At 71.6% G+C, this 20,190-nt stretch carries 20 protein-coding genes and 1 pseudogene; 6 read left to right on the top strand and 15 right to left on the bottom strand.

What is annotated here, in order from left to right:
- Window positions 1–101: 101 nt before the first annotated feature.
- A complete protein-coding gene (locus ACFWTE_RS22875) occupies window positions 102–1,052 on the bottom strand; it encodes an NADP-dependent oxidoreductase (RefSeq protein WP_378781855.1) in 951 nt (316 codons plus the stop codon).
- An 83-nt stretch (window positions 1,053–1,135) separates the two neighbouring features.
- On the opposite strand from ACFWTE_RS22875, the gene ACFWTE_RS22880 reads away from it, so the two are divergent.
- The gene (locus tag ACFWTE_RS22880) at window positions 1,136–1,525 is read left to right on the top strand and encodes a winged helix-turn-helix transcriptional regulator (RefSeq protein ID WP_378781858.1); all 390 of its coding nucleotides are present in this window, start codon (window positions 1,136–1,138) and stop codon (window positions 1,523–1,525) included.
- A gap of 61 nt (window positions 1,526–1,586) precedes the next feature.
- Here the strand turns inward: ACFWTE_RS22880 and ACFWTE_RS22885 are convergent, their stop codons facing one another.
- On the bottom strand, window positions 1,587–2,051 hold the full coding sequence (locus tag ACFWTE_RS22885; protein ID WP_378781860.1) for a hypothetical protein: 465 nt from the start codon (window positions 2,049–2,051) through the stop codon (window positions 1,587–1,589).
- 584 nt (window positions 2,052–2,635) lie between these two features.
- On the opposite strand from ACFWTE_RS22885, the gene ACFWTE_RS22890 reads away from it, so the two are divergent.
- On the top strand, window positions 2,636–3,097 hold the full coding sequence (locus ACFWTE_RS22890; protein ID WP_378781862.1) for a GNAT family N-acetyltransferase: 462 nt from the start codon (window positions 2,636–2,638) through the stop codon (window positions 3,095–3,097).
- A 72-nt stretch (window positions 3,098–3,169) separates the two neighbouring features.
- A pseudogene (locus ACFWTE_RS22895) lies at window positions 3,170–3,484 on the top strand (TSUP family transporter); the annotation flags it as partial.
- 81 nt (window positions 3,485–3,565) lie between these two features.
- On the opposite strand, the gene ACFWTE_RS22900 reads toward ACFWTE_RS22895, so the two are convergent.
- The 13 genes from ACFWTE_RS22900 to ACFWTE_RS22960 all read right to left on the bottom strand — a co-directional run bounded on the left by ACFWTE_RS22900 (window position 3,566) and on the right by ACFWTE_RS22960 (window position 16,299).
- Window positions 3,566–3,937 (bottom strand): hypothetical protein, encoded by a 372-nt coding sequence (locus ACFWTE_RS22900; protein WP_378781863.1) that lies wholly within the window; start codon window positions 3,935–3,937, stop codon window positions 3,566–3,568.
- A 205-nt stretch (window positions 3,938–4,142) separates the two neighbouring features.
- Complete coding sequence (locus ACFWTE_RS22905; RefSeq protein WP_378781865.1) at window positions 4,143–5,024, bottom strand: ABC transporter permease; 882 nt, start codon at window positions 5,022–5,024, stop codon at window positions 4,143–4,145.
- On the bottom strand, window positions 5,017–5,787 hold the full coding sequence (locus ACFWTE_RS22910; protein ID WP_378781867.1) for an ABC transporter ATP-binding protein: 771 nt from the start codon (window positions 5,785–5,787) through the stop codon (window positions 5,017–5,019). Before ACFWTE_RS22910 ends, ACFWTE_RS22905 begins: the two co-directional genes overlap by 8 nt.
- A 6-nt stretch (window positions 5,788–5,793) precedes the next feature.
- Window positions 5,794–6,849, bottom strand: coding sequence for an ABC transporter substrate-binding protein (locus ACFWTE_RS22915; protein WP_378781868.1), 1,056 nt, complete (start codon window positions 6,847–6,849; stop codon window positions 5,794–5,796).
- A 340-nt stretch (window positions 6,850–7,189) separates the two neighbouring features.
- Entirely contained in the window at window positions 7,190–8,248 is a 1,059-nt protein-coding gene (locus ACFWTE_RS22920; protein WP_378781870.1) for an ABC transporter substrate-binding protein, read from the bottom strand.
- Window positions 8,249–8,544: 296 nt separating this feature from the next.
- Entirely contained in the window at window positions 8,545–9,432 is an 888-nt protein-coding gene (locus tag ACFWTE_RS22925) for a MetQ/NlpA family ABC transporter substrate-binding protein (RefSeq protein ID WP_378781872.1), read from the bottom strand.
- A gap of 241 nt (window positions 9,433–9,673) precedes the next feature.
- The gene (locus tag ACFWTE_RS22930) at window positions 9,674–10,096 is read right to left on the bottom strand and encodes a rhodanese-like domain-containing protein (protein WP_378781874.1); all 423 of its coding nucleotides are present in this window, start codon (window positions 10,094–10,096) and stop codon (window positions 9,674–9,676) included.
- Complete coding sequence (locus ACFWTE_RS22935) at window positions 10,093–10,647, bottom strand: cysteine dioxygenase (protein ID WP_378781876.1); 555 nt, start codon at window positions 10,645–10,647, stop codon at window positions 10,093–10,095. The genes ACFWTE_RS22930 and ACFWTE_RS22935 overlap by 4 nt, the downstream gene beginning before the upstream one ends.
- Before the next feature lie 317 nt (window positions 10,648–10,964).
- Window positions 10,965–12,056, bottom strand: a complete 1,092-nt coding sequence (locus tag ACFWTE_RS22940; RefSeq protein WP_378781878.1) for an ABC transporter ATP-binding protein — start codon at window positions 12,054–12,056, stop codon at window positions 10,965–10,967.
- Window positions 12,057–12,069: 13 nt separating this feature from the next.
- Entirely contained in the window at window positions 12,070–13,065 is a 996-nt protein-coding gene (locus ACFWTE_RS22945; protein WP_378781880.1) for a zinc-dependent alcohol dehydrogenase family protein, read from the bottom strand.
- Window positions 13,065–13,949, bottom strand: coding sequence for a carbohydrate ABC transporter permease (locus tag ACFWTE_RS22950; RefSeq protein WP_378781882.1), 885 nt, complete (start codon window positions 13,947–13,949; stop codon window positions 13,065–13,067). Before ACFWTE_RS22950 ends, ACFWTE_RS22945 begins: the two co-directional genes overlap by 1 nt.
- The gene (locus ACFWTE_RS22955) at window positions 13,946–14,872 is read right to left on the bottom strand and encodes a carbohydrate ABC transporter permease (RefSeq protein ID WP_378781884.1); all 927 of its coding nucleotides are present in this window, start codon (window positions 14,870–14,872) and stop codon (window positions 13,946–13,948) included. The genes ACFWTE_RS22950 and ACFWTE_RS22955 overlap by 4 nt, the downstream gene beginning before the upstream one ends.
- Window positions 14,873–14,937: 65 nt before the next feature.
- Window positions 14,938–16,299, bottom strand: coding sequence for an ABC transporter substrate-binding protein (locus ACFWTE_RS22960; protein WP_378781887.1), 1,362 nt, complete (start codon window positions 16,297–16,299; stop codon window positions 14,938–14,940).
- A gap of 205 nt (window positions 16,300–16,504) precedes the next feature.
- Between ACFWTE_RS22960 and ACFWTE_RS22965 the strand changes: the two genes are divergently transcribed.
- The 3 genes from ACFWTE_RS22965 to ACFWTE_RS22975 all read left to right on the top strand — a co-directional run bounded on the left by ACFWTE_RS22965 (window position 16,505) and on the right by ACFWTE_RS22975 (window position 20,152).
- On the top strand, window positions 16,505–17,470 hold the full coding sequence (locus ACFWTE_RS22965) for a sugar-binding transcriptional regulator (RefSeq protein ID WP_378781889.1): 966 nt from the start codon (window positions 16,505–16,507) through the stop codon (window positions 17,468–17,470).
- A gap of 124 nt (window positions 17,471–17,594) precedes the next feature.
- Entirely contained in the window at window positions 17,595–19,007 is a 1,413-nt protein-coding gene (gene xylB / locus ACFWTE_RS22970) for a xylulokinase (protein ID WP_378781891.1), read from the top strand.
- Window positions 19,008–19,180: 173 nt separating this feature from the next.
- Window positions 19,181–20,152: an aldo/keto reductase gene (locus ACFWTE_RS22975; protein ID WP_378781894.1), complete on the top strand. Its 972-nt coding sequence runs from the start codon at window positions 19,181–19,183 to the stop codon at window positions 20,150–20,152.
- Window positions 20,153–20,190: the final 38 nt, after the last annotated feature.

Genomic DNA, 20,190 nt, shown 5'->3' on the forward strand with positions numbered 1-20,190 from the left:
CGCGCAACCGGGGCCGACCGCGGCGGCCGAGGGGCCGGGCAGTCGCGGCCCGGCCCCTCGGCGTGTGCCCGCGGCCGGCCCTCGCGGGCGGTTGCGCGCCCTCAGGTCAGGGTCAGCACGATCTTCCCGGTGGTGCGGTTCGTCTCCCCCAGTTCGTGCGCCTTCGCGACCTCCTCCAGCGGGAAGGTGGCGGCCACCATCGGCGTCAGGCGGCCCTCGTCCACGAGCGCGGTGATCCCCTCCAGGCCCTTGTGGTCGGGTTCGACCATCAGGGTCACGCCGCGGACCCCGGTGCCGGCCTCCTTCGCCGCCCGGGCGACCCCCTCGGTGTCGAACGGGTTGGCCAGGCCGATGTACAGGCCGCCGGGCCGCAGGGTGCGCAGCGACCGCTCCAGGTAGTCGCCGCCGATGCCGTCGAGCACCACGTCCACGTCCTCGACGGCCTCGGCGAAGTCGACGGCCGCGTAGTCGACCACCTCGTTCGCGCCCAGGCCGAGCAGGAGGTCGTGTTTGGCGGCGCTGGCGGTGCCGATCACGTGGGCGCCCCGCGCCCTCGCGATCTGGACGGCCAGGTGTCCCACGCCGCCCGCGGCCGCGTGGATGAGGACGCGCTGCCCGGACTCCACCCGCGCGGTGTCCACCAGGGCCTGCCAGGCGGTGAGCGCGGCGAGTGGGAGGGCCGCGGCTCGGACGTGGTCCAGCCCCGCGGGTTTGGGGGCGAAGTGCCGCGCGGGACCGGTGACCTGGTCGGCGTAGGCGCCGGGGGTGTGGGGGAAGTTCGGCATCCCGTACACCTCGTCGCCGACGGCGAAGCGGGTCACCCCGGGAGCTACGGCGGAGACGACTCCGGAGACGTCCCAGCCCTGGCCGAACGGTGGGGTGTACCAGTAGCCGGTGGTCCGCATCTTCCAGTCGGTCGGGTTGACTCCCGCCGCGTGCACCCGCACCCGGATGTGGGTGGGGTCCGGCTCGGGAACGGGGGCGCCGACGACGTCGAGTACCTCGGGGCCGCCGACGGATTTCTGCTGGACGGTGCGCATCTGCTCTGTCATGTGCCCAGCTTCCCGTCTAAGGTATCTCTTGTATAGAAGGCACTTCTCCCATCTGTAGGTACCTGGTGTATACCACTCCTGACTTGCGAGAACTCGGCGGCGCCGATGTCTACCTGCGCAACTGCGCGTCCCGCAACGTCCTCTCCCTGCTATCCAACAAGTGGCTGTGCCTGGTGGTGGGAGTACTCTCCTCCGGGCCCGTGCGCTTCGGCGCGCTGCGCCGCCGCCTGGACGGCATCACGCAGAAGATGCTGACCCAGACCCTGCGCGAGATGGAGCGGGCGGGGCTGGTCGACCGCCGGGTCTACCCGACGACCCCGCCCCGGGTGGAGTACAGCCTGACTCCGCTCGGCGCCGAACTGGAGGCGCTGACGGGGGCGATCCGTGTGTGGTCGGAGGAGCACATGGAGCAGATCGCCGCCGCCCGCGCGGACTACGACGAACGCGCCGCCCAGCCGGTGGAGCCCCTGTAGCCGCACGCTGCGGGCAGGTGTCCTCGGTCCCGGGGCCGCAGGCCGCTCCGAACCGTTCCCCTCAGGAAACCGTCCCCGTGAAGTTGAGGGGGTCCTCGATGTGCTGGTGGGGAGCGACCTGGACGAGTAGCTCGTCGCCCCGGCGCGGGATCTCGCAGTCCATGACGAGGCTGTGCGTTCCGGCCTCGACTTCACCGAAGACTTCCTCGCTGGAGGCCTCGGAGGTGTCCCCGCCCATCTCACAGGTGAGGGTGTTCCTGAACCCCAGGACACGGCCGATTTCCGGTGGCACCTCGATCTCGAAGGTGAACTGCGCCTCGGTGGGCGAGGCCCGGGTCGCGTCGGTGATCCGGTAGAGAACGTCGGCGGTGTAGCCGAGTACGAACTCCTCCTCATAGGCACCGATGGGGTAGGGCACACCGATGTACTCGTCGAAGGGTGTGGCTCCGGACGGAACCGAGACCGGTGTGGTGGTGCACGCGGTGAGGGCCAGAGCCAGGGGGAGGCACAGGGGAGTTCGGCGCATAACCGTGAGACTATCCAACCGCTCGAACGGTGGTGCCCCGGACAATCACCGAAATGGCGTGCGGGTGGGCGGATCCGCTGGCCCTCCGTCCGAGGCCGCCACCGCCCCCGAGGCCCTCAGGCACGGGATGCCCGCGTCCGCGTTCGGCGAGGTGCTCCTCCACGTGGACTGCCACCCACGGTTCCGGGCTCTGGAGGATCCGGTGTGCCCGCGTCACCTGACCGGACCTCAGGTTCCACTGACCGTCTGCCGTCCCGGGCCCTGGCACGCGAGCGCTGGCGGACATGTCACGGCCAGGTCGTCGCTGACAGACCTTGTAGGAGTCACCCCAGCGTCGCTGTCAGAGCGGCTCCCGCCGAAACCCTCCCTGACACCACCAGGGTGAACCAGTGGATCTCGTACTTGTGGCGGGTGTGGGCGCCCGCACTCGCCACGAGTACAAGATCATCCAGGTCAGAGCCCCTCCCGTCACACCGGAAACCTCGGGGAGCCGACCCGGCAGGCGCGCGACGGCGCAGGGTCATGGGCACGGGCCGCAGCCGCGGCACCCCGAATTGTCAGTGGCCGGTGGCAGATTCCGTAGCATGAACGACCAGGTGAAGCTGAGGGATGTCGAACCGGCGGATCTGGAGGTCTTCTTCGCGCAGGAGCACGACCCGGAGGCCGTACGGCGGTCGAAGTTCCCGCCTCGTGAACGGGACGCCTTCATGAGCCACTGGGCGACGAGGGTCCTCGGGGGCCGCGACGTCTTCGTACAGGCCGTCACCGTCGATGGGGAGCTGGCGGGCAACCTGGTGGCGTGGTGGAACGAGGATCAGCGCTTCCTCGGGTACTGGTTCGGTCGCCGATACTGGGGCCGGGGCATCGGCACGCGGGCGCTGGCGCTTTTCCTGGAGCGGGAGGGGACCCGCCCTCTGCACGCTGACCCCTTCCTCGGAAACTCCGCGTCGGTGCGGCTGCTGGAGAAGCACGGATTCCGGCGTTCCACAACGGTCTGGCACGGGGAGGATGAGCACGTCGTGCTGGTGCTCGACGGGGACCGCTGACCGACCCCGGATCGCTGGTTACCAGCACAGGGGACACGGCGGCGGCCTCCTCCACGCTCGCCGGGCGGCGGTTCCCTGCTGTCGCCGCTGCTGATCGGTGTGGCCGGGTGGTTGACCGCACGAGCCGCCGTCGTCGCCCTGACCACCACCCTGACCACGTCCGTGGTGGGACTGACCGCCTACCCGCTCTTCGACCGGCTCGGTTTCGGTGCGGCCCCGGCCGCCCCGGACTGGGGCGTCGGCCTTGCGCTGGGTGCGGGGGGCGCCTTGGGCGCCCTGGTCGGGATCCAGATCTCACGGCACCTGGGTGAACGGCCGCTGCGCTTCCTGCTCGGCGCGCTGATCACGGCCACCGGCGTGTTCTACCTGGTGGGCGTTGTGCGCTGAGGGTGTCGTGGACGCGGCCGACGGGCCCCACGACGCCGGGGCCGGACCGCGGTGAGCGGTCCGGCCCCGGCACGGGAGGTGTTAGTAGACCTGCGGGGTGAACTGCGGGGCGGCGAAGGTGCCTCCCGTGGAGAACTGCATGTTCTTGCCGCTCGGGATGTAGTAGAGGTGGGTCATCTTGTTGGCCCCACCGCTGTTCCTGATCCGCACGTTGAAGCTCTCGCCGCCGTTGGTGCTCACGCTGGTGCACTGGCCGGAGCCGACGACGTAGGTCGAGAAACCGCCGCGGTCGGGGAAGTGCGCGGTCGCGCTGTAGCCGGAGCCGACGTTGCAGAGCCGGAAGGTGCCCGCGGCGGAGGCCGGGGATGCGGTGGCTAGCGCGAGGCCGAAGGTGAGGAACAGGCCGACGACCAGCGACGAGGTCAGGGTCTTACCTCTGCGGAAAACGGACATGTGCGTCTCCAGGACCGTAGGGGGTACGGACCGGCCGAGCGGGGGCCGGGTGCGTGCCAGAAAAAGTGGCACAACGAAGTCAAGCACACACCAACAGTCAAAAACTAGGTTTTGTGTGGTTTTCCTGTTGGCTTTTTGTGTCTTTACTTGTCTTTGCCTTGGTCGAAGGGCCCCGGTCCGGGCCGACCGGGGCGACCCGGCCCGGTCAGGAGGCGGTGATGCCCCAGCGGCGGCGCAGGAACCGGTCGGCCCAGTTGAAGAACACGTCGATGACGATGCCGACGACCAGGACGATGATGATGTAGCTGAGCAGCCGCTCGGCGTCGTTGAGCTGACGTGCCTGGCTGAGCGCCCACCCGATGGAGTTCTGCTGGTTGATGATCACCAGCAGCTCACCGGCCATCAGCGAGCGCCAGGCGAAGGCCCACCCCTGTTTGAGACCGGTGACGAACATCGGCAGGGCCGCCGGGATGATCAGCAGCGAGTACCGCTGGACCCCCCGCAGGCCCATCACCTGCCCGGCGCGCAGCAGCGACGGGGACACGTAGTCGATGCCCGAGGTCAGTCCGCCCGCGATGGAGGGGGCCGCGCCCAGGACGATCACGAACATGATCGCCGACTCGCTGACGCCGTACAGGAGCATCGCGAACGGGAACCACACGATGGACGGCATCGTCTGGAGCCCGGTGATCAACGAGCCGATCGCCACCCGCAGCGGCTTGAACTGCGAGACGGCGATGCCGATGACCACGCCCACGACCAGGGCCAGGGCGAAGCCGGTCAGGGCCCGCCGCAGGGTGACCTGGACCGCCTCCCAGAACTCGGGGGTCGTCACCTCCCGGAACAGGGTCGGCAGGACCGTGTCCGGGCCGGGGAAGACGAACTCGGGCCGCCACCCGGACCACACGACCGCCTGCCAGGCCAGCAGCACCAGTGCCACCGCGGCCAGTTTGGGCCAGGTCGCGGCCCAGATCCTCCCCACGGTCTCGGCCGCGCTGCGTTCCCCCCTGCCGCGCGTGGGCTGGAGTTCGAGGGCGTCGAGCCCCCGGACGCGGCGCCGGTCGTCCCGCACGTCGGTGTCAGGCATGGCGCGAGACCTCCTCGCGAAGTCGGTCGGTGATGATGGCGGCCTGCTCGGCGATCTGCGCCGAGTCGATCCGGCGGGGGCGTTCGCCCCCCACCGGGAAGTCGCCGATCACCCGGCCGGGGCGGCTGGAGAGCAGCACGACCCGGTCGCCCAGGCGTACCGCCTCGCGCACGTTGTGGGTGACGAAGAGGATGGTCAGCTCCCTCTCCCGCCAGATCCGCTCCAGTTCGTCGTGGAGGATGTCGCGGGTCATGGCGTCCAGGGCGCCGAACGGCTCGTCCATGAGCAGGACGTCGGCGTCCTGGGCGAGGGCGCGGGCCAGGGCGACGCGCTGGCGCATGCCGCCGGACAGCTCGTGGGGGCGCTTGCGGTCGAAACCGGTGAGCCGCACCAGGTCCAGGAGTTCGGCGACGCGCCGCCTGCGCTCGGCCCTGGGCACCTTGTTGACCTTCATCGGCACCTCGATGTTGGCGCCCACGGTCAACCACGGGAACAGCGCGGACTCCTGGAACATCATCGCGACCTTGTGGGCGCCCGCGTCCACGCTCCCCGTCGTGGGCTGTTCGAGTCCGGCGACGAGGGAGAGCAGGGTGCTCTTCCCGCAGCCGGACGCTCCCACGATGGCCAGGAACTCTCCTGTGCCGACGGCGATGGACATCCCGTCGATGGCGGTCACGGCGCCCTTGCCGTGGCCGAAGACCTTGGAGATGTCCTCGATCTCCACGGCGGCGGTGCGCGCGGGTGTCTCGGTGACTGCGGTCATGGGCTTCTACCCTTCCAACCCGGTGACCTGCTCGCGGCCGTCCTCGGAGAGGAGTCCGTTGAGCGGGTCGAGGGCGTAGATTCCGGTCAGGTCGACTGGTTCGAGGAGTCCGACGGCCTGGGCTCTGTCGGCTCCGGCGAGCAGCGAGGGGGCGACGGGGTCGACGGTGAAGGTCACGTTGTCGAAGGCCGCCGCGGTGGTGGCGGGATCGAGTCGCGCACCGGTGAGGGTCTCCAGGTGGTCCACCGCGGCGCGCCGGGCCTGCTCGGGGTCCTCGTCGAGCTGGTCGACGGAGGCGATGTGCCCCGCGAGCAGGCCCTCCACCACGTCGGGGTTCCGGTCGAGGAACTCGGCGCCGACCGCGAGGTGGGTGGTGACGAACTGGCCGCCGGTCCGGGGCCAGAGGTCGGCCTCGTCGATGAGCAGGTGGGCGTCGTCCTCGGCGAGGAGCCGGCTCAGGTGGGGCTCGGGCAGCCAGGCGCCGTCGATCTCGCCGAGCACGAAGGAGTCCACGGTCTCGGGGTTGGCCTGGGGGACGATCGACAGGTCGCCGCCTCCGGCGGTGTCGACGTCCCAGCCCTGCTCCTCGGCGAACCAGCGCAGCGCCACGTCCTGGGTGCCGCCCAGTTGCGGGGTGGCGAGGGTGGTGCCGCGCAGGTCGTCGACGGTGTCGATGCCCTCGCGCACGACGAGCCCGGTTCCCCGGGTGGCGGCTCCGGCGACGATGTGCAGGGCCTGGCCCTCGGACTGCGCCCACCCGTTGACGGCGGGGCTGGGGCCGAGGTAGGCGGCGTCGACCTCGCCGGAGAACAGGGCGTTGACGGCGTCGGGACCGCTGTTGAAGATGCGGGTGTCGAAGGCGACGTCCTCGCCGAGGGCGTCGGTGAAGAACCCGTTCTGGACGCCCACGAGGGCGGGGGCGTGGGTCAGGTTCGGGAAGTAGCCGAGGGTCAGTGAGGACCCGTCGGACTCCTGGGCGTCGGCCGCCCCGCACCCGGTGGCGGCCAGGCCGAGGGCCAGTGCCGCCAGGGCGGTTCTCAGGGGCAGGGAAGACACACGCATCGGGAGATCCTTTTCGTGCTGCGTCGAAGGACGAGCAAAACTCTACTTAATAAGTAGGTTTTGTGGAAGCAGGCGCATCCCTCCACCCCTCCCACATGACCAGCCCAAACACCCCCGAACCAGCACCAGTGGCGATCCCACCCACTGAGACCACGCAGGTCAGCCCGGCCCCTGAGGCGCTGCCGGCACGGTCCGCCACCCACCGAGGCCCCGCAGCGCACTCCCACCCCCTGTGACACACCCCGAATATGATCCACGTCACTGTCCGCGGCTCGGGCGCGTCGGGGGCACCCCCGCGGCGGCGGCCGCATCCACCGGCCACCGCCGCACCGACCGGACGTCAGCCGAGTCCGGCGACCTCGTCGCGCCCCTCCTCCGCGAGGAGCCCGTTGAGCGGCTCCAGGGCGTAGATGCCGTCCAGGTCCACCGGGTCGAGGAGGCCGACTGCCTCGGCGTGCTCGGCACCGCCCTGGAGCGAGGGGGCGATCGGGTCGACCGTGAAGGTGACGTTCTCGAAGGCGGAGGCGACCACCTCCGGGTCGGGCTCGCCGCCCGTGAGGGACTCCAGGTGGCTGATGGCCGCCGCCTGGGCGTCCTCGGGGTTCTCGTTGATCCGGTCGACGGTCTCGATGTGGCCGCGCAGCAGGTTCTCGACCGCCTCGGGGTCGGACTCCAGGAACTCGGCGCTGACGATCAGGTGCGTGGTGACGAACTCGCCGCCGGTGTCCGGCCACAGGTCGGTCTCGTCCACGAGCAGTTCTGCGCCGGCCTCGTCGACCAGGCGGCTCAGGTGCGGCTCGGGCACCCAGGCCCCGTCGATCTCGCCGAGCACGAAGGCGTCGATGATCTCGGCGTTGCCCTGGGGCAGGATCGACACTTCTCCACCGCCCTCGGTGTCGACGTCCCAGCCCTGCTCCCGGGCGAACCAGCGCAGCGCCACGTCCTGGGTGTTGCCCAGCTGCGGCGTGGAGATGGTGGTGCCGGGCAGGTCCTCGACACTGTCGATCCCGGGCCGGACCACGAGTCCGGCGCCACGCGAGGTGGATCCGGCGATGACGCGCAGAGCGGCACCGTCGGACTGCGCCCAGCCGCTGATGGCGGGGTTGGGGCCGATGAAGGTCGCGTCGACCTCGCCCGCGAACAGGGCGTTGACGGCGTCGGGCCCCGCGTTGAAGGTCTGGGTCTGCAGCTCGACGTCGCCGAGGGCGTCGGCGAAGGTCCCGTCCTCCACCCCGACCAGAGCCGGGGCGTGGGTGATGTTGGGGAAGTAGCCCAGGGTGAGGGTGCCGGGGCCGCCACCCTCACCGCCGTCGTCGCCGGCGCGCCCGCACCCGGTGGCGGCCAGCCCCAGTGCCATGACTACGGCTGCGGCCGAAAGCACAGACGTGCGCATACTCATCTCGGGTCCTCGTTCGGGGATCGGGGAGGTCAGACCGGACACCACAAACTCTACTAAACGAGTAGGTTTAGTGGAAGTTCGTCGGCGGTGGGGCGGACCACCTCGACGGGCGGCGGAGGCGGAGGCGGAGGCGGAAGGAGCCTCCTGCACAGAGCGGGTGGAACCGCACCCGAGAACGCGAAGGGCCAGGTCCGTGAGGGTGCCCGGACACGGCGAAGGGCGGTGGAGCCGTTCGGCTCCACCGCCCTCAGGGGTCCGGGAAGGGCTCGCGGCGGCCGGTTCCGGCCGCCGGGCGGCTACTCCTCGTCGGCCGCCTCGGCCTCGACGATGTTGCCGTCACCGTCGACCGCCAGGACGACGCCCTGCCACGACTCGCGGACGAACTCCAGGACGCGCTCGTCGTGGAGCAGCTCGGCGAGCAGCTGCACGCGCTCGTCGTCGGCGTTCTCCTCCAGGGCGACCAGGCCGTTGGCGTAGGCCTCGACGTAGTCCTCGCCCTCCGGCTCCCAGGCCAGGACGTTGGACTCCTCGGGCAGGTCGGCCTCGATGGCGTAGTTGCCGTTGACGATCGCCGCGTCCACGTCGGAGATCGAGCGCGGCAGCTGCGCGGCCTCAAGCGGCGTGACGGTGATGTCCCGGGGGTTGTCGGTGATGTCGCTCTCGGTGGCGGACCCTCCGGCCTCCGGGTCGACGGTGATCAGGCCCTCGGCCTCCAGGACACCGAGCGCGCGGGCGAGGTTGGCGGGGTCGTTGGGGACCGCGATCTCGGCCCCGTCGGGCAAGTCGTCGATGCTCTCGACACCCTCGGAGTACAGGCCCAGACGCTCGATGTGGACGTCGGTGATGTAGGCGAGCTCGGCGTCCGGGCCGTTCTCGGTCCATTCGGCGAGGAACGAGCGGTGCTGGAAGTAGTTGGCGTCCAGCTCACCCTCGACCAGGGCCGCGTTGGGGGTGTTGTAGTCGGAGATCTCGACGATCTCCAGGTTCAGGCCGGCTTCCTCGGCGAGGTTCTCGTCGATGAAGGCGAGGATGTCGCCGTGCGGCACCGGGTTGACCCCCACGGTCAGGACGTCCGCGCCCCCGCCCTCGTTCTCGGACTCGGCCGCCTGCTCGCTGGGGGCGCCGCAGGCGGAGAGAGCCAGGGTGACGGCGGCGGCGCCGAGGACGGCTGAGGTCGTGCGCATGTGCACTCCTTGGGGATCATGGGGTGGAGGATCGCGGTCCCTGTGTCGGCACGGAACCCGGCGGCCTGGGCGGTCTCGACCCCGGTGGGGTGCCGTCGACCTGACCAGACACTATTCCACCGTATTGGTAGGAATAATCCGATTCACACCGTTTGATGCGTGGCATGGGCCACACGGGCCACAGTGCCTACCGGCCCGGTGGAAATGCGCGGGAGCCGACCGCCCGGCGCCGAGCCGGTTCTCAGCCCCGGTGCGCGGCCTCCGGGCCCGGCGCGTCGTGGAGCGCGGGCCCGGTGGTGGGCAGCCCCCGGGCGCGCCAGGCGCGGAAGCCGCCGACCATGTCGGTGGCCCGCGTCAGACCCAGCTCCTGGAGCTGGACGGCGGCCAGGCTGGAGGCGTACCCCTCGTTGCAGAACAGCACGATGTGCCGGTCGGCGGCGTCCGCCTCGGGGACCCGGTCGGGGCTGCTGGGGTCCAGCCGCCACTCCAGGACGTTGCGGTCGATCACCAGCGCTCCGGGGATCTCCCCCTCGGCCTCGCGGTTGACGACGGGGCGGGTGTCCACCAGCAGGGCCCCCTCCTCCTGGGCGTGCAGCGCCTCGGCCGGGGAGAGCCGTTCGAGGCGGGTGCGCTTGCCGTCGAGGAGCTTCTCGATCGCACTCACCTCCGCACCTCCCGCGCGGGGTCCGCCCCGAGGGAGGGGACCGCGTCCAGGGTCGGGACGCCGGGCTCGGGGTCGCTGGTCAGGACGCTGCCGGTGCGGCGCAGTGCGTCGTCGCCGCTGACCTCGTAGTAGTGCATGGCCGTCAGCGGGGGCGAGTAGGCGTGCACACTGACGGCGGGTTCGGCGGCGGTGTTGACGACGTCGTGCACGTGGCCGAGCGAAAACCGTCCGCCCTCGCCGTCGGCGAGGGTGCGTTCACGCAGGCCGGCGTCCCAGTAGCGTTCGACCAGCTCTCCGGCGACGACCGTGAGCGCCCCCAGCGAACCGGCGTGGTCGTGCAGGCGTGTGGACTGGTCGGGGGTCCAGGAGATGAGCCAGACGTCGGTGTAGTCGTCGGAGCGCAACCGGACGGACCAGCGGTTCTCGGCGTCGAAGTGGATCGCGTGGAGCCCCTGGCGGACCTCCTCGGCGACCGTGGCGGTCAGCTCGGACAGGCGGTCCAGGGTGAGCGGGGTCGGCGCGACGGCGGGTGCGGCGGCGGTGTCGGTCATGGTCTTCTTGCTCTCGGGGTCGTGGGCGGTCGGCGTCCGCAGGGGGCCGGTGACCACTGACAGTGCTCGTAGGAGGCAAGGGTCCGCTGCCGGGGTCGCGGGGGTGCCGGTGTCCTGACTGTCATGACCGCAGTAAACCACATTCCCTACAGGTTTAGTAGGCAGAGGGTCCCACCTGCGCGTAGGGAGCGCCGCGCACCCGGGTGCCGGGCGGCGTCCTCGGTCCCGGAGCGCCCTCCGCTCCCGCCCGCGGCAGCGGTGGGGCGGGGGCACCGGGTCCCGCCGCCGTCCGGTGCAGCCGGACGGCGGCGGGTCGCTCAGTCGTCCAGGCGCTCCCCCGTCCGCGGCGAGAACACGTGCACCCGTCCGGGGCGCACGCCCAGGCGCACGGTCCGGCCGGCCGCCGGGGCCAGGTGCGGCGCCACCCGCACCACCAGGTCGCCGTCACCCGGGTGACCGGGGAGGCCTCCGTACAGGTAGCAGTCGGCGCCCAGGTGCTCGACCAGGGCCACCTCCATGGCGAACCCCTCGCCCTCCCCGACCAGGTCGACCGCCTCGGGCCGGAAGCCCAGCAGCGCCGAGGACGCGTCCTCGGCGGCGAGCCGCCGCCGCTGGTCGGGGGTGAGCGGCACGTCGGCGTCGCCGACCCGGACCCCCTCCCCCGTCAGCGGGAACTCCCTCAGGTTCATCGCCGGGGAGCCGATGAAACCGGCGACGAAGGCGTTGGCGGGGCGCTCGTACAGCCGCATGGGGCTGTCGCACTGCTGGAGCAGCCCGTCCTTGAGCACCGCCACCCGGTCGCCCATGGTCATCGCCTCGACCTGGTCGTGGGTGACGTAGACGGTGGTCACGCCGAGCCGCTTCTGGAGCGCGGCGATCTGCGTGCGGGTGGACACGCGCAGCTGGGCGTCCAGGTTGGACAGCGGCTCGTCCATCAGGAACACCCGGGGTTCGCGCACGATCGCGCGCCCCATCGCCACGCGCTGGCGCTGGCCCCCGGAGAGCGCCTTGGGCTTGCGGTCCAGCAGGGGTTCCAGGTCCAGGAGCCGGGCCGCCTCCAGGACCCTGCGCTCCCGTTCCGGCTTGGCGACCTTGGCCATCTCCAGGGCGAACGCCATGTTCTGCGCCACCGACATGTGCGGGTAGAGCGCGTAGGACTGGAAGACCATCGCGATGTCGCGTTCCAACGGGGTGCTGTCGGTGACGTCGTCGCCCCCGATGCGGATGGTCCCCGAGTCCACCTCCTCCAGCCCGGCGAGCATCCGCAGCGAGGTGGACTTGCCGCACCCGGAGGGGCCCACGAGGACGAGGAACTCTCCGTCCTCCACCTCCAGGCTCAGCTCGTCGACGGCGGGCGCCTCCGATCCCGGGTAGAAGTGGGTGGCCTTCTCGAAACAGACCGATGCCACGGTGATTCCTCCTCTACAGCTGCGGGTTGATCTGGAGCTTGCGGCCCCGCCCGGCGCGGAACGCGTCGATGGCGTCGCCGAAGCCGGCCAGGGCGAAGGTGTCGGTGACCATGGTGTCGGCGTCCACCACGCCCTTGGCCATGAGGCCGACGGCCCGCCCGTAGCTGTGCAGGACGGCCATGCTGCCGACGACGGTGATCTCGTCGTTGTAGATGCGGAACGGCGAGAAGGTGGCGCTGGCCTCGGCGGGGGCCACCCCGAACACCTGGAAGGTGCCGCCCCGGGCGACCCGGGTCAGTCCGTCCTCGATGGCCGCGACGACGCCGGTGCAGTCGATGACGACCTCCCAGTCGCGCCGGTCGAGTTCGTCGGGACCCGCGGCCACGGCGTCGGCGGCCAGGGACGCGGCCACCGCCAACCGTTCCTTGTTGGGGTCCACCACGGACACGCTGGCCGCCCCGGCGGACCGCGCGAGCTGGGCCATCAGCAGCCCCATGGTGCCGGCCCCGTACACGAGGTAGTGCTCGCCCACCCGGCCGGGGAGCAGGTCGAAGCCGTGCACCGCGCAGGAGAGGGGTTCGATGAGCGCGCCGTGGGAGAAGGGCATGTGCTCGGGGATCGGGTGGCAGGACGAGGCGGGGGCGAGGGCGAGTTCCGCGCAGGCCCCGGGGCCGGTGACGCCGATGGCGTTCCAGCTCTCGCACAGGTTCCCCCGGCCGACGACGCACTTGGAGCACGCGCCGCAGAACAGGGAGGGGTCGACGGCCACGCGGTCGTCCACGGCCAGGCCGGTGACCTCCGAGCCGAGCGCTACGACGGTCCCGGCGAACTCGTGGCCGGGGACGACCGGGTAGGGCGTGGGAGCGAACTCCCCGTCGATGATGTGCAGGTCGGTACCGCAGACCCCGACGGCGGAGGGGGCCACGACCACCTCGCGGGGGCCGGGGGTGGGATCGTCCACCCGCTCCACGGAGAAGTGGCCGGGTTCGCTGACGACGAGTGCACGCATTACTTCACGGCTCCTAGGGAAAGGCCTCGGACCAGCCAGCGCTGGGCGGTCCATCCGGCGATGATCACGGGCAGGGCCGCCATGGTGGAGGCGGCGGACAGGCGGGCCCAGAACAGGCCCTCGCCGCTGATGAAGCCGACGAGGAAGACGGGCACGGTGGCGGCTCGGGTGGCGGTCAGGTTGACGGCGAAGAAGAACTCGTTCCAGGCGAAGATGAAGCAGATCAGGGCGGTCGCTGCCAGCCCCGGCGCGATCATCGGCAGGATGACGCGACGCATCTCGGTGAACCTGCGGGCGCCGTCCATCCGGGCGGCCTCCAGCACCTCTTTGGGCAGCTCGACCAGGAAGGAGCGGATCATCCACACCGCGATCGGCATGTTCATGGCCGTGTACACGAGGGTGAGGGTGCGGACGTCGTCCAGGGCGCCGAGGTTCTGGGCGATGACGTACAGCGGCAGGATCATCGCCACCGGCGGCAGCAGCTTGGTGGACAGGAAGAAGAACAGCGAGTCCCGCCACTTGGGGACGCGTACGAGCGAGAGCGCGTAGGCGGCGGGCAGGCCCAGGAGGATGGCCAGGAGTGTGGACAGGACCGACGCCTGGAGCGAGTTGAGCAGGTAGGGGACGAAGTCGCGCCCGAGTACGGCGGCGTACTGGTCCAGGGTGGGCTGGAAGAAGAGGGTCGGCGGGTCGGTGGAGGCCTGGGACTCCTGTTTGAACCCGGTGAGGAACATCCACAGGACCGGGAAGAAGAACAGCAGTCCCACGGCCCAGGCGAGCAGGCCCGCGGCGGGGCGCGGCGGTCGGCGTCGGCGCCTCCGCCGCGGGGCGGGGCCGGGGGCGGGCCCGGCCACGGCGGCAGGTGCCTCGGTCACGCTTGTCACGACTCCTCCTCGAAGAGGCTGGAGACCACCCGCAGGGCGAACATGGCGACGACCAGGGTCGCGGCGACCACGATGACCCCGGCGGCCGCGGCCTCGCCCACGTCGAAGGCGCGGAAGGCCTGGAGGTAGATGAAGTAGGGCAGGTTGGTGCTGGTCTGGCCGGGACCCCCCTGGGTGATCATGTAGATCGCGTCGAAGGTCTGGACGATGTAGATCGTGCCGAGCAGCAGCGCCAGCTCCACGAACCGGCGCAGGTGCGGGAAGGTGATGCGGCGGAAGACGGCGAAGGGCCGGGCCCCGTCCACGCGCGCCGCCTCCAGCACCTCGGGCGACTGGCTCTGCAGGCCCGCGAGCATGATGAGCATCATGAACGGCGTCCACTGCCAGGTGAGGACCATGACGACGGACAGCAGCGGGAAGTCGTTGACCCAGTCCGCGCCGACCCCGAACGGGGAGAGCACCCAGTTGAGCAGTCCGTAGACGGGGTGGTACATGGAGGTCTTCCACAGCAGGGCTGCGGCGACCGGCATGACCAGGAACGGTGTGATCAGCAGGGTGCGGACGATCCCGCGGCCGAGGAAGGCCCGGTCGAGGAGGACCGCGAGGGCCAGCCCGAGGACCAGCGAGAGCGCGACGGCGCCGACGGTCAGGATGACGGTGTTGGCGACGGCGTTGCGAAAGAGCGGGTCCCCCAGGACCCGGCCGTAGTTGGCGATCCCGGCGAAGGAGCCGGAGTCCGGGCGCAGCAGGTTGCTGTCCTGGAAGCTGTAGTACACGGTGAACAGGAACGGGATCTGCGTCATCGCGATGACGAACAGCAGGCCGGGCAGCAGCGGGGTCCGGCGTATCCAGCGCTCCCCCCGGGTGGGTTCGCGCGTGGTGGGCCCGCGCCGCGCCGTGTCCGGCGTGGTCTGAGCGGTCATGGGCTTCCCTCGAAGATGTGGTGGCGGTGGAGGTGGCGGTGCGGCCGGGGCGGCCCGGCCCCGGTTCAGTCGCGGTAGCCGCCGGACAGGGCGGTCTCCTCCGCGTACTCCTGGGACTTGCGCAGGGCCTCCTCGACGGACTGCTGTCCGGCGATGGCGGCGGAGACCTCCTGGGAGACCCGGGTGCCCAGGTCCTGGAACTCGGGGATGGCGACGTACTGGACGCCGGTCCACGGCTGCGGGTGCAGGCCGGGCTGCTCCACGTCCACGTTGTCGATGGCGTCGTAGGTGGGGCCGGCGAAGGCCTCGGCCGCCTCCTGGTACTCGGGGATGTCGTAGGTCGAGACGCGGGCGCCCGGGGGCACGCGCTCCCAGCCGAGCTCCTCGCCGACCAGGTGGTGGTACTCCTTGGACGTGGCCCAGGAGACGAACTCCCAGGCGGCCTCGGGGTCGGTGGAGGTCGAGGGGATCGACAGCGCCCACGCCCACAGCCAGCCCGCGTGCTCCGTCTGGGAGACCGGGGCCGCGGCGTAGCCGATGTCGCCGGCGACGCTGCTGGAGTCGGGGTCCTCCAGGCTGCCCGCGGCGACGGTGGAGTCGTAGAACATGGCGGCGTCGCCCTGGGCCATGGTGGTGAGGCACTCGGTGAACCCGGCGTTGGGCGCACCGGGCTGTCCGTGCTCGCTCAGCAGGTCGACGTAGGTCCGCACGGCCTCCTCGACCTCGGGCGAGTCCAGGTGCGCGTTCCAGTCCTCGTCGTACCACCGGCCGCCGTGGGTGAGGATCACCGTGTTGAGCGGGGCGAGGAGCTCTCCCCAGCCGGGGACCCCGCGCAGGCAGATCCCGGAGACGTCGCCGTCGGGGTCGTCCAGTTCCTCCGCGAACCCGGCGACCTCCTCCCAGGTCGGGTCCTCGGGCATCTCCAGGCCCGCCTCCTCGAACAGGTCCTCGCGGTACATCAGGAGCGAGGACTCGCCGTAGAAGGGCGCCCCGTACATCTGGTCCTCGTAGGAGAGGGCGGAGCGCACCGTCGGGATGATGTCGTCGATGTCGTAGTCGGGGTCCGAGGCGTACTCGTCGAGGCTGAGGATCCAGTCGTTCTCGGCCCAGATGGGCACCTCGTAGGTGCCGACGGTGACCACGTCGTACTGGCCGCTCTGGGTGGCGATGTCCTGGGTGACCCGGTCGCGGAGCTGGTTCTCGGGCAGGACCACGAACTCGACGGTGATGCCGGGGTTGGCCGCGTTGAACTCGTCCGCCAGGGCCTGGATGTCCTCCATCTGCGGGTTGGCCACCGTGGCGACGGTGACGACCCGTTCCCCGTCGTCGCCGCCGCCTCCCGCTCCGGCGCAGGCGGTGGCGAGGAGCACCAGGCCGGTGGCGGCGGCCGCGGCCGGGAGCCCGCGCCGCGTCGTGCGTATGAACATGTTCTTCCTCCTGGGGCGGCCCGGGGGCCGGGGCGCCGTGTCCCGTGAACGCGGCCGACTGTCACAGTGTTGCTCAAATGAGCGGAGCTACGAGCAGATGAGCAACGTGCGGCTCATTTAAGTTGTGACCGGTGCCATAGGTCAAGATGGGATGCAATAATGAGCAACAGGATGCTCATATGAGCGACATCTCTGGAGGCTGTCGATGAAACCCGCGTTTCGACCGGCGGAACTGATCCGCGCCACCGCGATCGCGCGCAGGTACTACATCGGCGGCGAGTCCAAGATCCGCATCGCCGAGGACTTCGCGATCAGCCGGTTCAAGGTCGCGCGCATCCTCGACGAGGCGCGGGCCGCGGGCATCGTGCGCATCGAGATCGCCGAGCCCACGGAGGTCGACACCGACCTCTCCCACCAGCTGCGGACCGCCTACGGGCTGCACCAGGCGATCGCGGTCGTCAACCCCGGTGAGGGCGGCGCCATGCACCGCGGCCTGGGCCGGATCGCGGCCGAGTACCTCACCGAGATCCTGGAGGAGGACGACACCCTCGGCCTGGCCTGCTCGCGCACACTCAACGCGATGACGCTGGCCCTGGACGAGCTGCCCCGGTGCACGGTCGTACAGCTGACCGGCGTGCTCCCCGGCGGTGTGGAGGAGAACTCGGTGGAGCTGGTCCGGCGCGTGGCCAGCCTGGCCCGCGGCCCGGCCTACCCCATCTACGCCCCGCTCGTGGTGTCCGACCCCGCCACCGCCGACGCCCTGCGCTCCCAGCCGCAGGTGGCCGGAGCCATGCAGCGCTACGGGGAACTGGACAAGGCCGTCGTCGCCATCGGATCCTGGTCCCCGACCCTGTCCCTGGTCCGGGACGCCCTCTCCCCCGCCGAGGGTGCCGCCCTCGAACGCGAGGGCGTGCAGGCCGAGGTGTGCGCCCGGACCGTGGACGTCCACGGCACACCGACCGCACCGGAGCTGACCTCGCGGATCATCGCCATCACCCTGGAACAGCTGCGCGAGGTGCCCGAGGTCGTCGCGGTCGCCGGAGGCGCGGGCAAGGCGCAGGCGATCCACTCCGTGCTCAAGACCGGCGTGGTGTCCTCGCTGGTCACCGACGCCACGACGGCGCGCACGCTCATCGAGGCGGCGGGCGGGCCGGGGGGCGCCCGCGGCTGAGCCGCGGAGCGGCGGCGCCCGCCGCGCCCCCACCGCCGCCGTCCGCCCGACCCCCTCGCCCCACCGCCGCACCCCGAACTGCCACACTCCGAAGCACCCAACCCCTCACTCTCACGGAGCCGACATGGCACTGGTCGCCGGAATCGACAGCTCGACCCAGTCCTGCAAGATCGTGGTCTGCGACGCGGACAGCGGAGCGGTGGTGCGCGAGGCGCGCGCGCCGCACCCCGACGGAACCGAGGTCCACCCCCGCGAGTGGTGGACCGCGCTGGAGGAGGCCTCCTCCGGCCTGCTCGACGACGTGGCGGCGGTCGCCGTCGCCGGACAGCAGCACGGCATGGTCACCGTGGACGCCGACGGCGACGTCGTCCGTCCCGCACTCCTGTGGAACGACACCCGCTCGGCGGGGGCCGTGCGCGACCTGATCGGTGAACTGGGCGGGCCTGCGGCGTGGGTGAAGGCCGTGGACAACGTGCCCAACGCCAGCCTGACCGTCAGCAAGCTGCGCTGGCTGGCCGAGCACGAGCCGGAGAACGCCGCCCGCGCGACCGGGGTGATGCTCCCCCACGACTGGCTGACCTGGCGGCTGGCGGGCGGCGGGGCCGGACGGTCGGGCGGGGCGCGGGACGCGCTCGCTCCCGTCACCGACCGGGGCGACGCCTCGGGCACGGGGTACTGGTCCCCGAGCGAGGGGGCCTACCGGACCGACCTGCTGGTCAGGGCGTTCGGGCGCGAACTGGAGGTGCCCCGTGTGGCCGGGCCGGCCGAGGTCGTGGGCCACACGCCCTCGGGCGCGGTGATCGCCCCCGGGACCGGCGACAACATGGGCGCCGCCCTGGGGCTGGGGCTGCGGCCGGGCGACGCCGTGGTGTCCCTGGGAACCAGCGGCACGGTGTTCGCGGTGAGTGAGGGGCCGAGCCAGGACCCCGACGGGATCATCTGCGGGTTCGCCGACGCGACCGGGCGGTTCCTGCCGCTGGTGTGCACGCTGAACGCCGCACGGGTCCTCGGCGCGACCGCCGGGATGCTCGGCGTGGACCTGGCCGGGCTGGACGCGCTCGCGCTGGCCGCCGAACCGGGTGCGGAGGGGCTCGTGCTGCTGCCCTACCTGGACGGCGAGCGCACGCCGGTGCTGCCCGACGCGGCCGGTTCCCTGCACGGGCTGCGGCGGGCCAACATGCGGCCGGAGAACGTCGCGCGCGCGGCCGTGGAGGGGATGCTGTGCGGTCTGGCCGACGGCCTGTCCGCCATGACCGGTACCGGCGTCCCGGTCGGACGGGTCCTGCTCGTGGGCGGGGCCGCCCGGTCGGCCGCCGTGCGCGCGGTCGCGTCGACCGTCCTGGGGGTCCCGGTGGCGGTGCCCCCGCCCGCCGAGTACGTCGCGGTCGGTGCCGCGCGGCAGGCGGCCTGGGCCCTGGCGGGGACCGCCGAGCCGCCGGCCTGGGACCTCGGCATGGGTGACGCGGTCGAGCCCGTGGACGCGCCGCAGGTGCGGCGCAACTACGCGGAGGCGCGCAAGTCCCTGCACGGAGTCTGATCGGGCGAACCGTGCCCCCCGCGCCATGGCGGGGGGCACGGGGGCGCGGGCGCCGGGTACGCCTTCGCCGGGGCCGGGGTCGGTACGGGCGCGCCGGGACGTGGCGGCGGCCCGTCTGCCGGCCCTGTCCTCACCTGTCCGCGGCACCACACACCCGAGGGAGCACGGTGAGCATGAACCACGCACAGCTTCGACCGCTCGGCCGCACCGGTCTGCGCGTATCCCCCCTGTGCCTGGGCGGGAACGTCTTCGGCTGGACCGCCGACGAGGACACCTCCTTCCAGGTGCTCGACGCGTTCGTCGCCGGAGGCGGCACGTTCGTCGACACCGCCGACGCCTACTCGGCCTGGGCCGAGGGCAACCACGGCGGCGAGTCCGAGAGGATCATCGGCCGCTGGCTGGCGGCCCGTGGCCGCCCCGACGGCCTGGTCGTGGCGACCAAGGTGAGCCGGCACCCGCAGTTCCGGGGCCTGTCCGCCGCCAACATCCACGCCGCCGCGGACGCCTCGCGTGCGCGGCTCGGCGTGGAGGCGATCGACCTCTACTACGCGCACTTCGACGACGCGGACACCCCGCTCGCCGAGAGCGCGCGGGCGTTCTCCGAGCTGGTGGACGACGGCCGGATCCGGTACATCGGCCTGTCCAACCACAGCCCCGCCCGCATCCGCGAGTGGATGGACATCTGCGCCGACCAGGGGTTGCACGCCCCGGTGTGCGTACAGCCGCACTACAACCTGATGGAGCGTGGGGTCGAGGAGGACCTGGTACCGCTGGCCCTGGAACGCGGCCTGGCCCTGCTGCCCTACTCCGGCCTGGCCCGCGGTTTCCTCACCGGCAAGTACCGGACGGGGGGCCCGAAGGTGGACAGCCCCCGCTCGGGGGCGGCCCGCGCCTACCTGGACGATCCGCGCGCGGCACTGGTCCTGGGCGCCCTGGACGCGGTCGCCGCCCGCACCGGCGTCTCCCCGGCCTCGGTCGCGCTGTCGTGGCTGTCGGACCGGCCGGCCGTGGTGTCGGTGCTGGCCAGCGCCCGCACCACCGACCAGCTCACCGACCTGTTGGCGGTCAACCAGCTGCGGTTGGACGAGGAGTCGGCCGAGCTGCTGTCCGAGGACTCCGCCCCCCGGCGCGCCCGGGTCTGGTGAGCCCCGCGCCGGTCGACCCCGTCCGCGGGTGCCGTGCC

Source organism: Nocardiopsis sp. NPDC058631 (genome assembly GCF_042716955.1).
Lineage (GTDB): Bacteria > Actinomycetota > Actinomycetes > Streptosporangiales > Streptosporangiaceae > Nocardiopsis.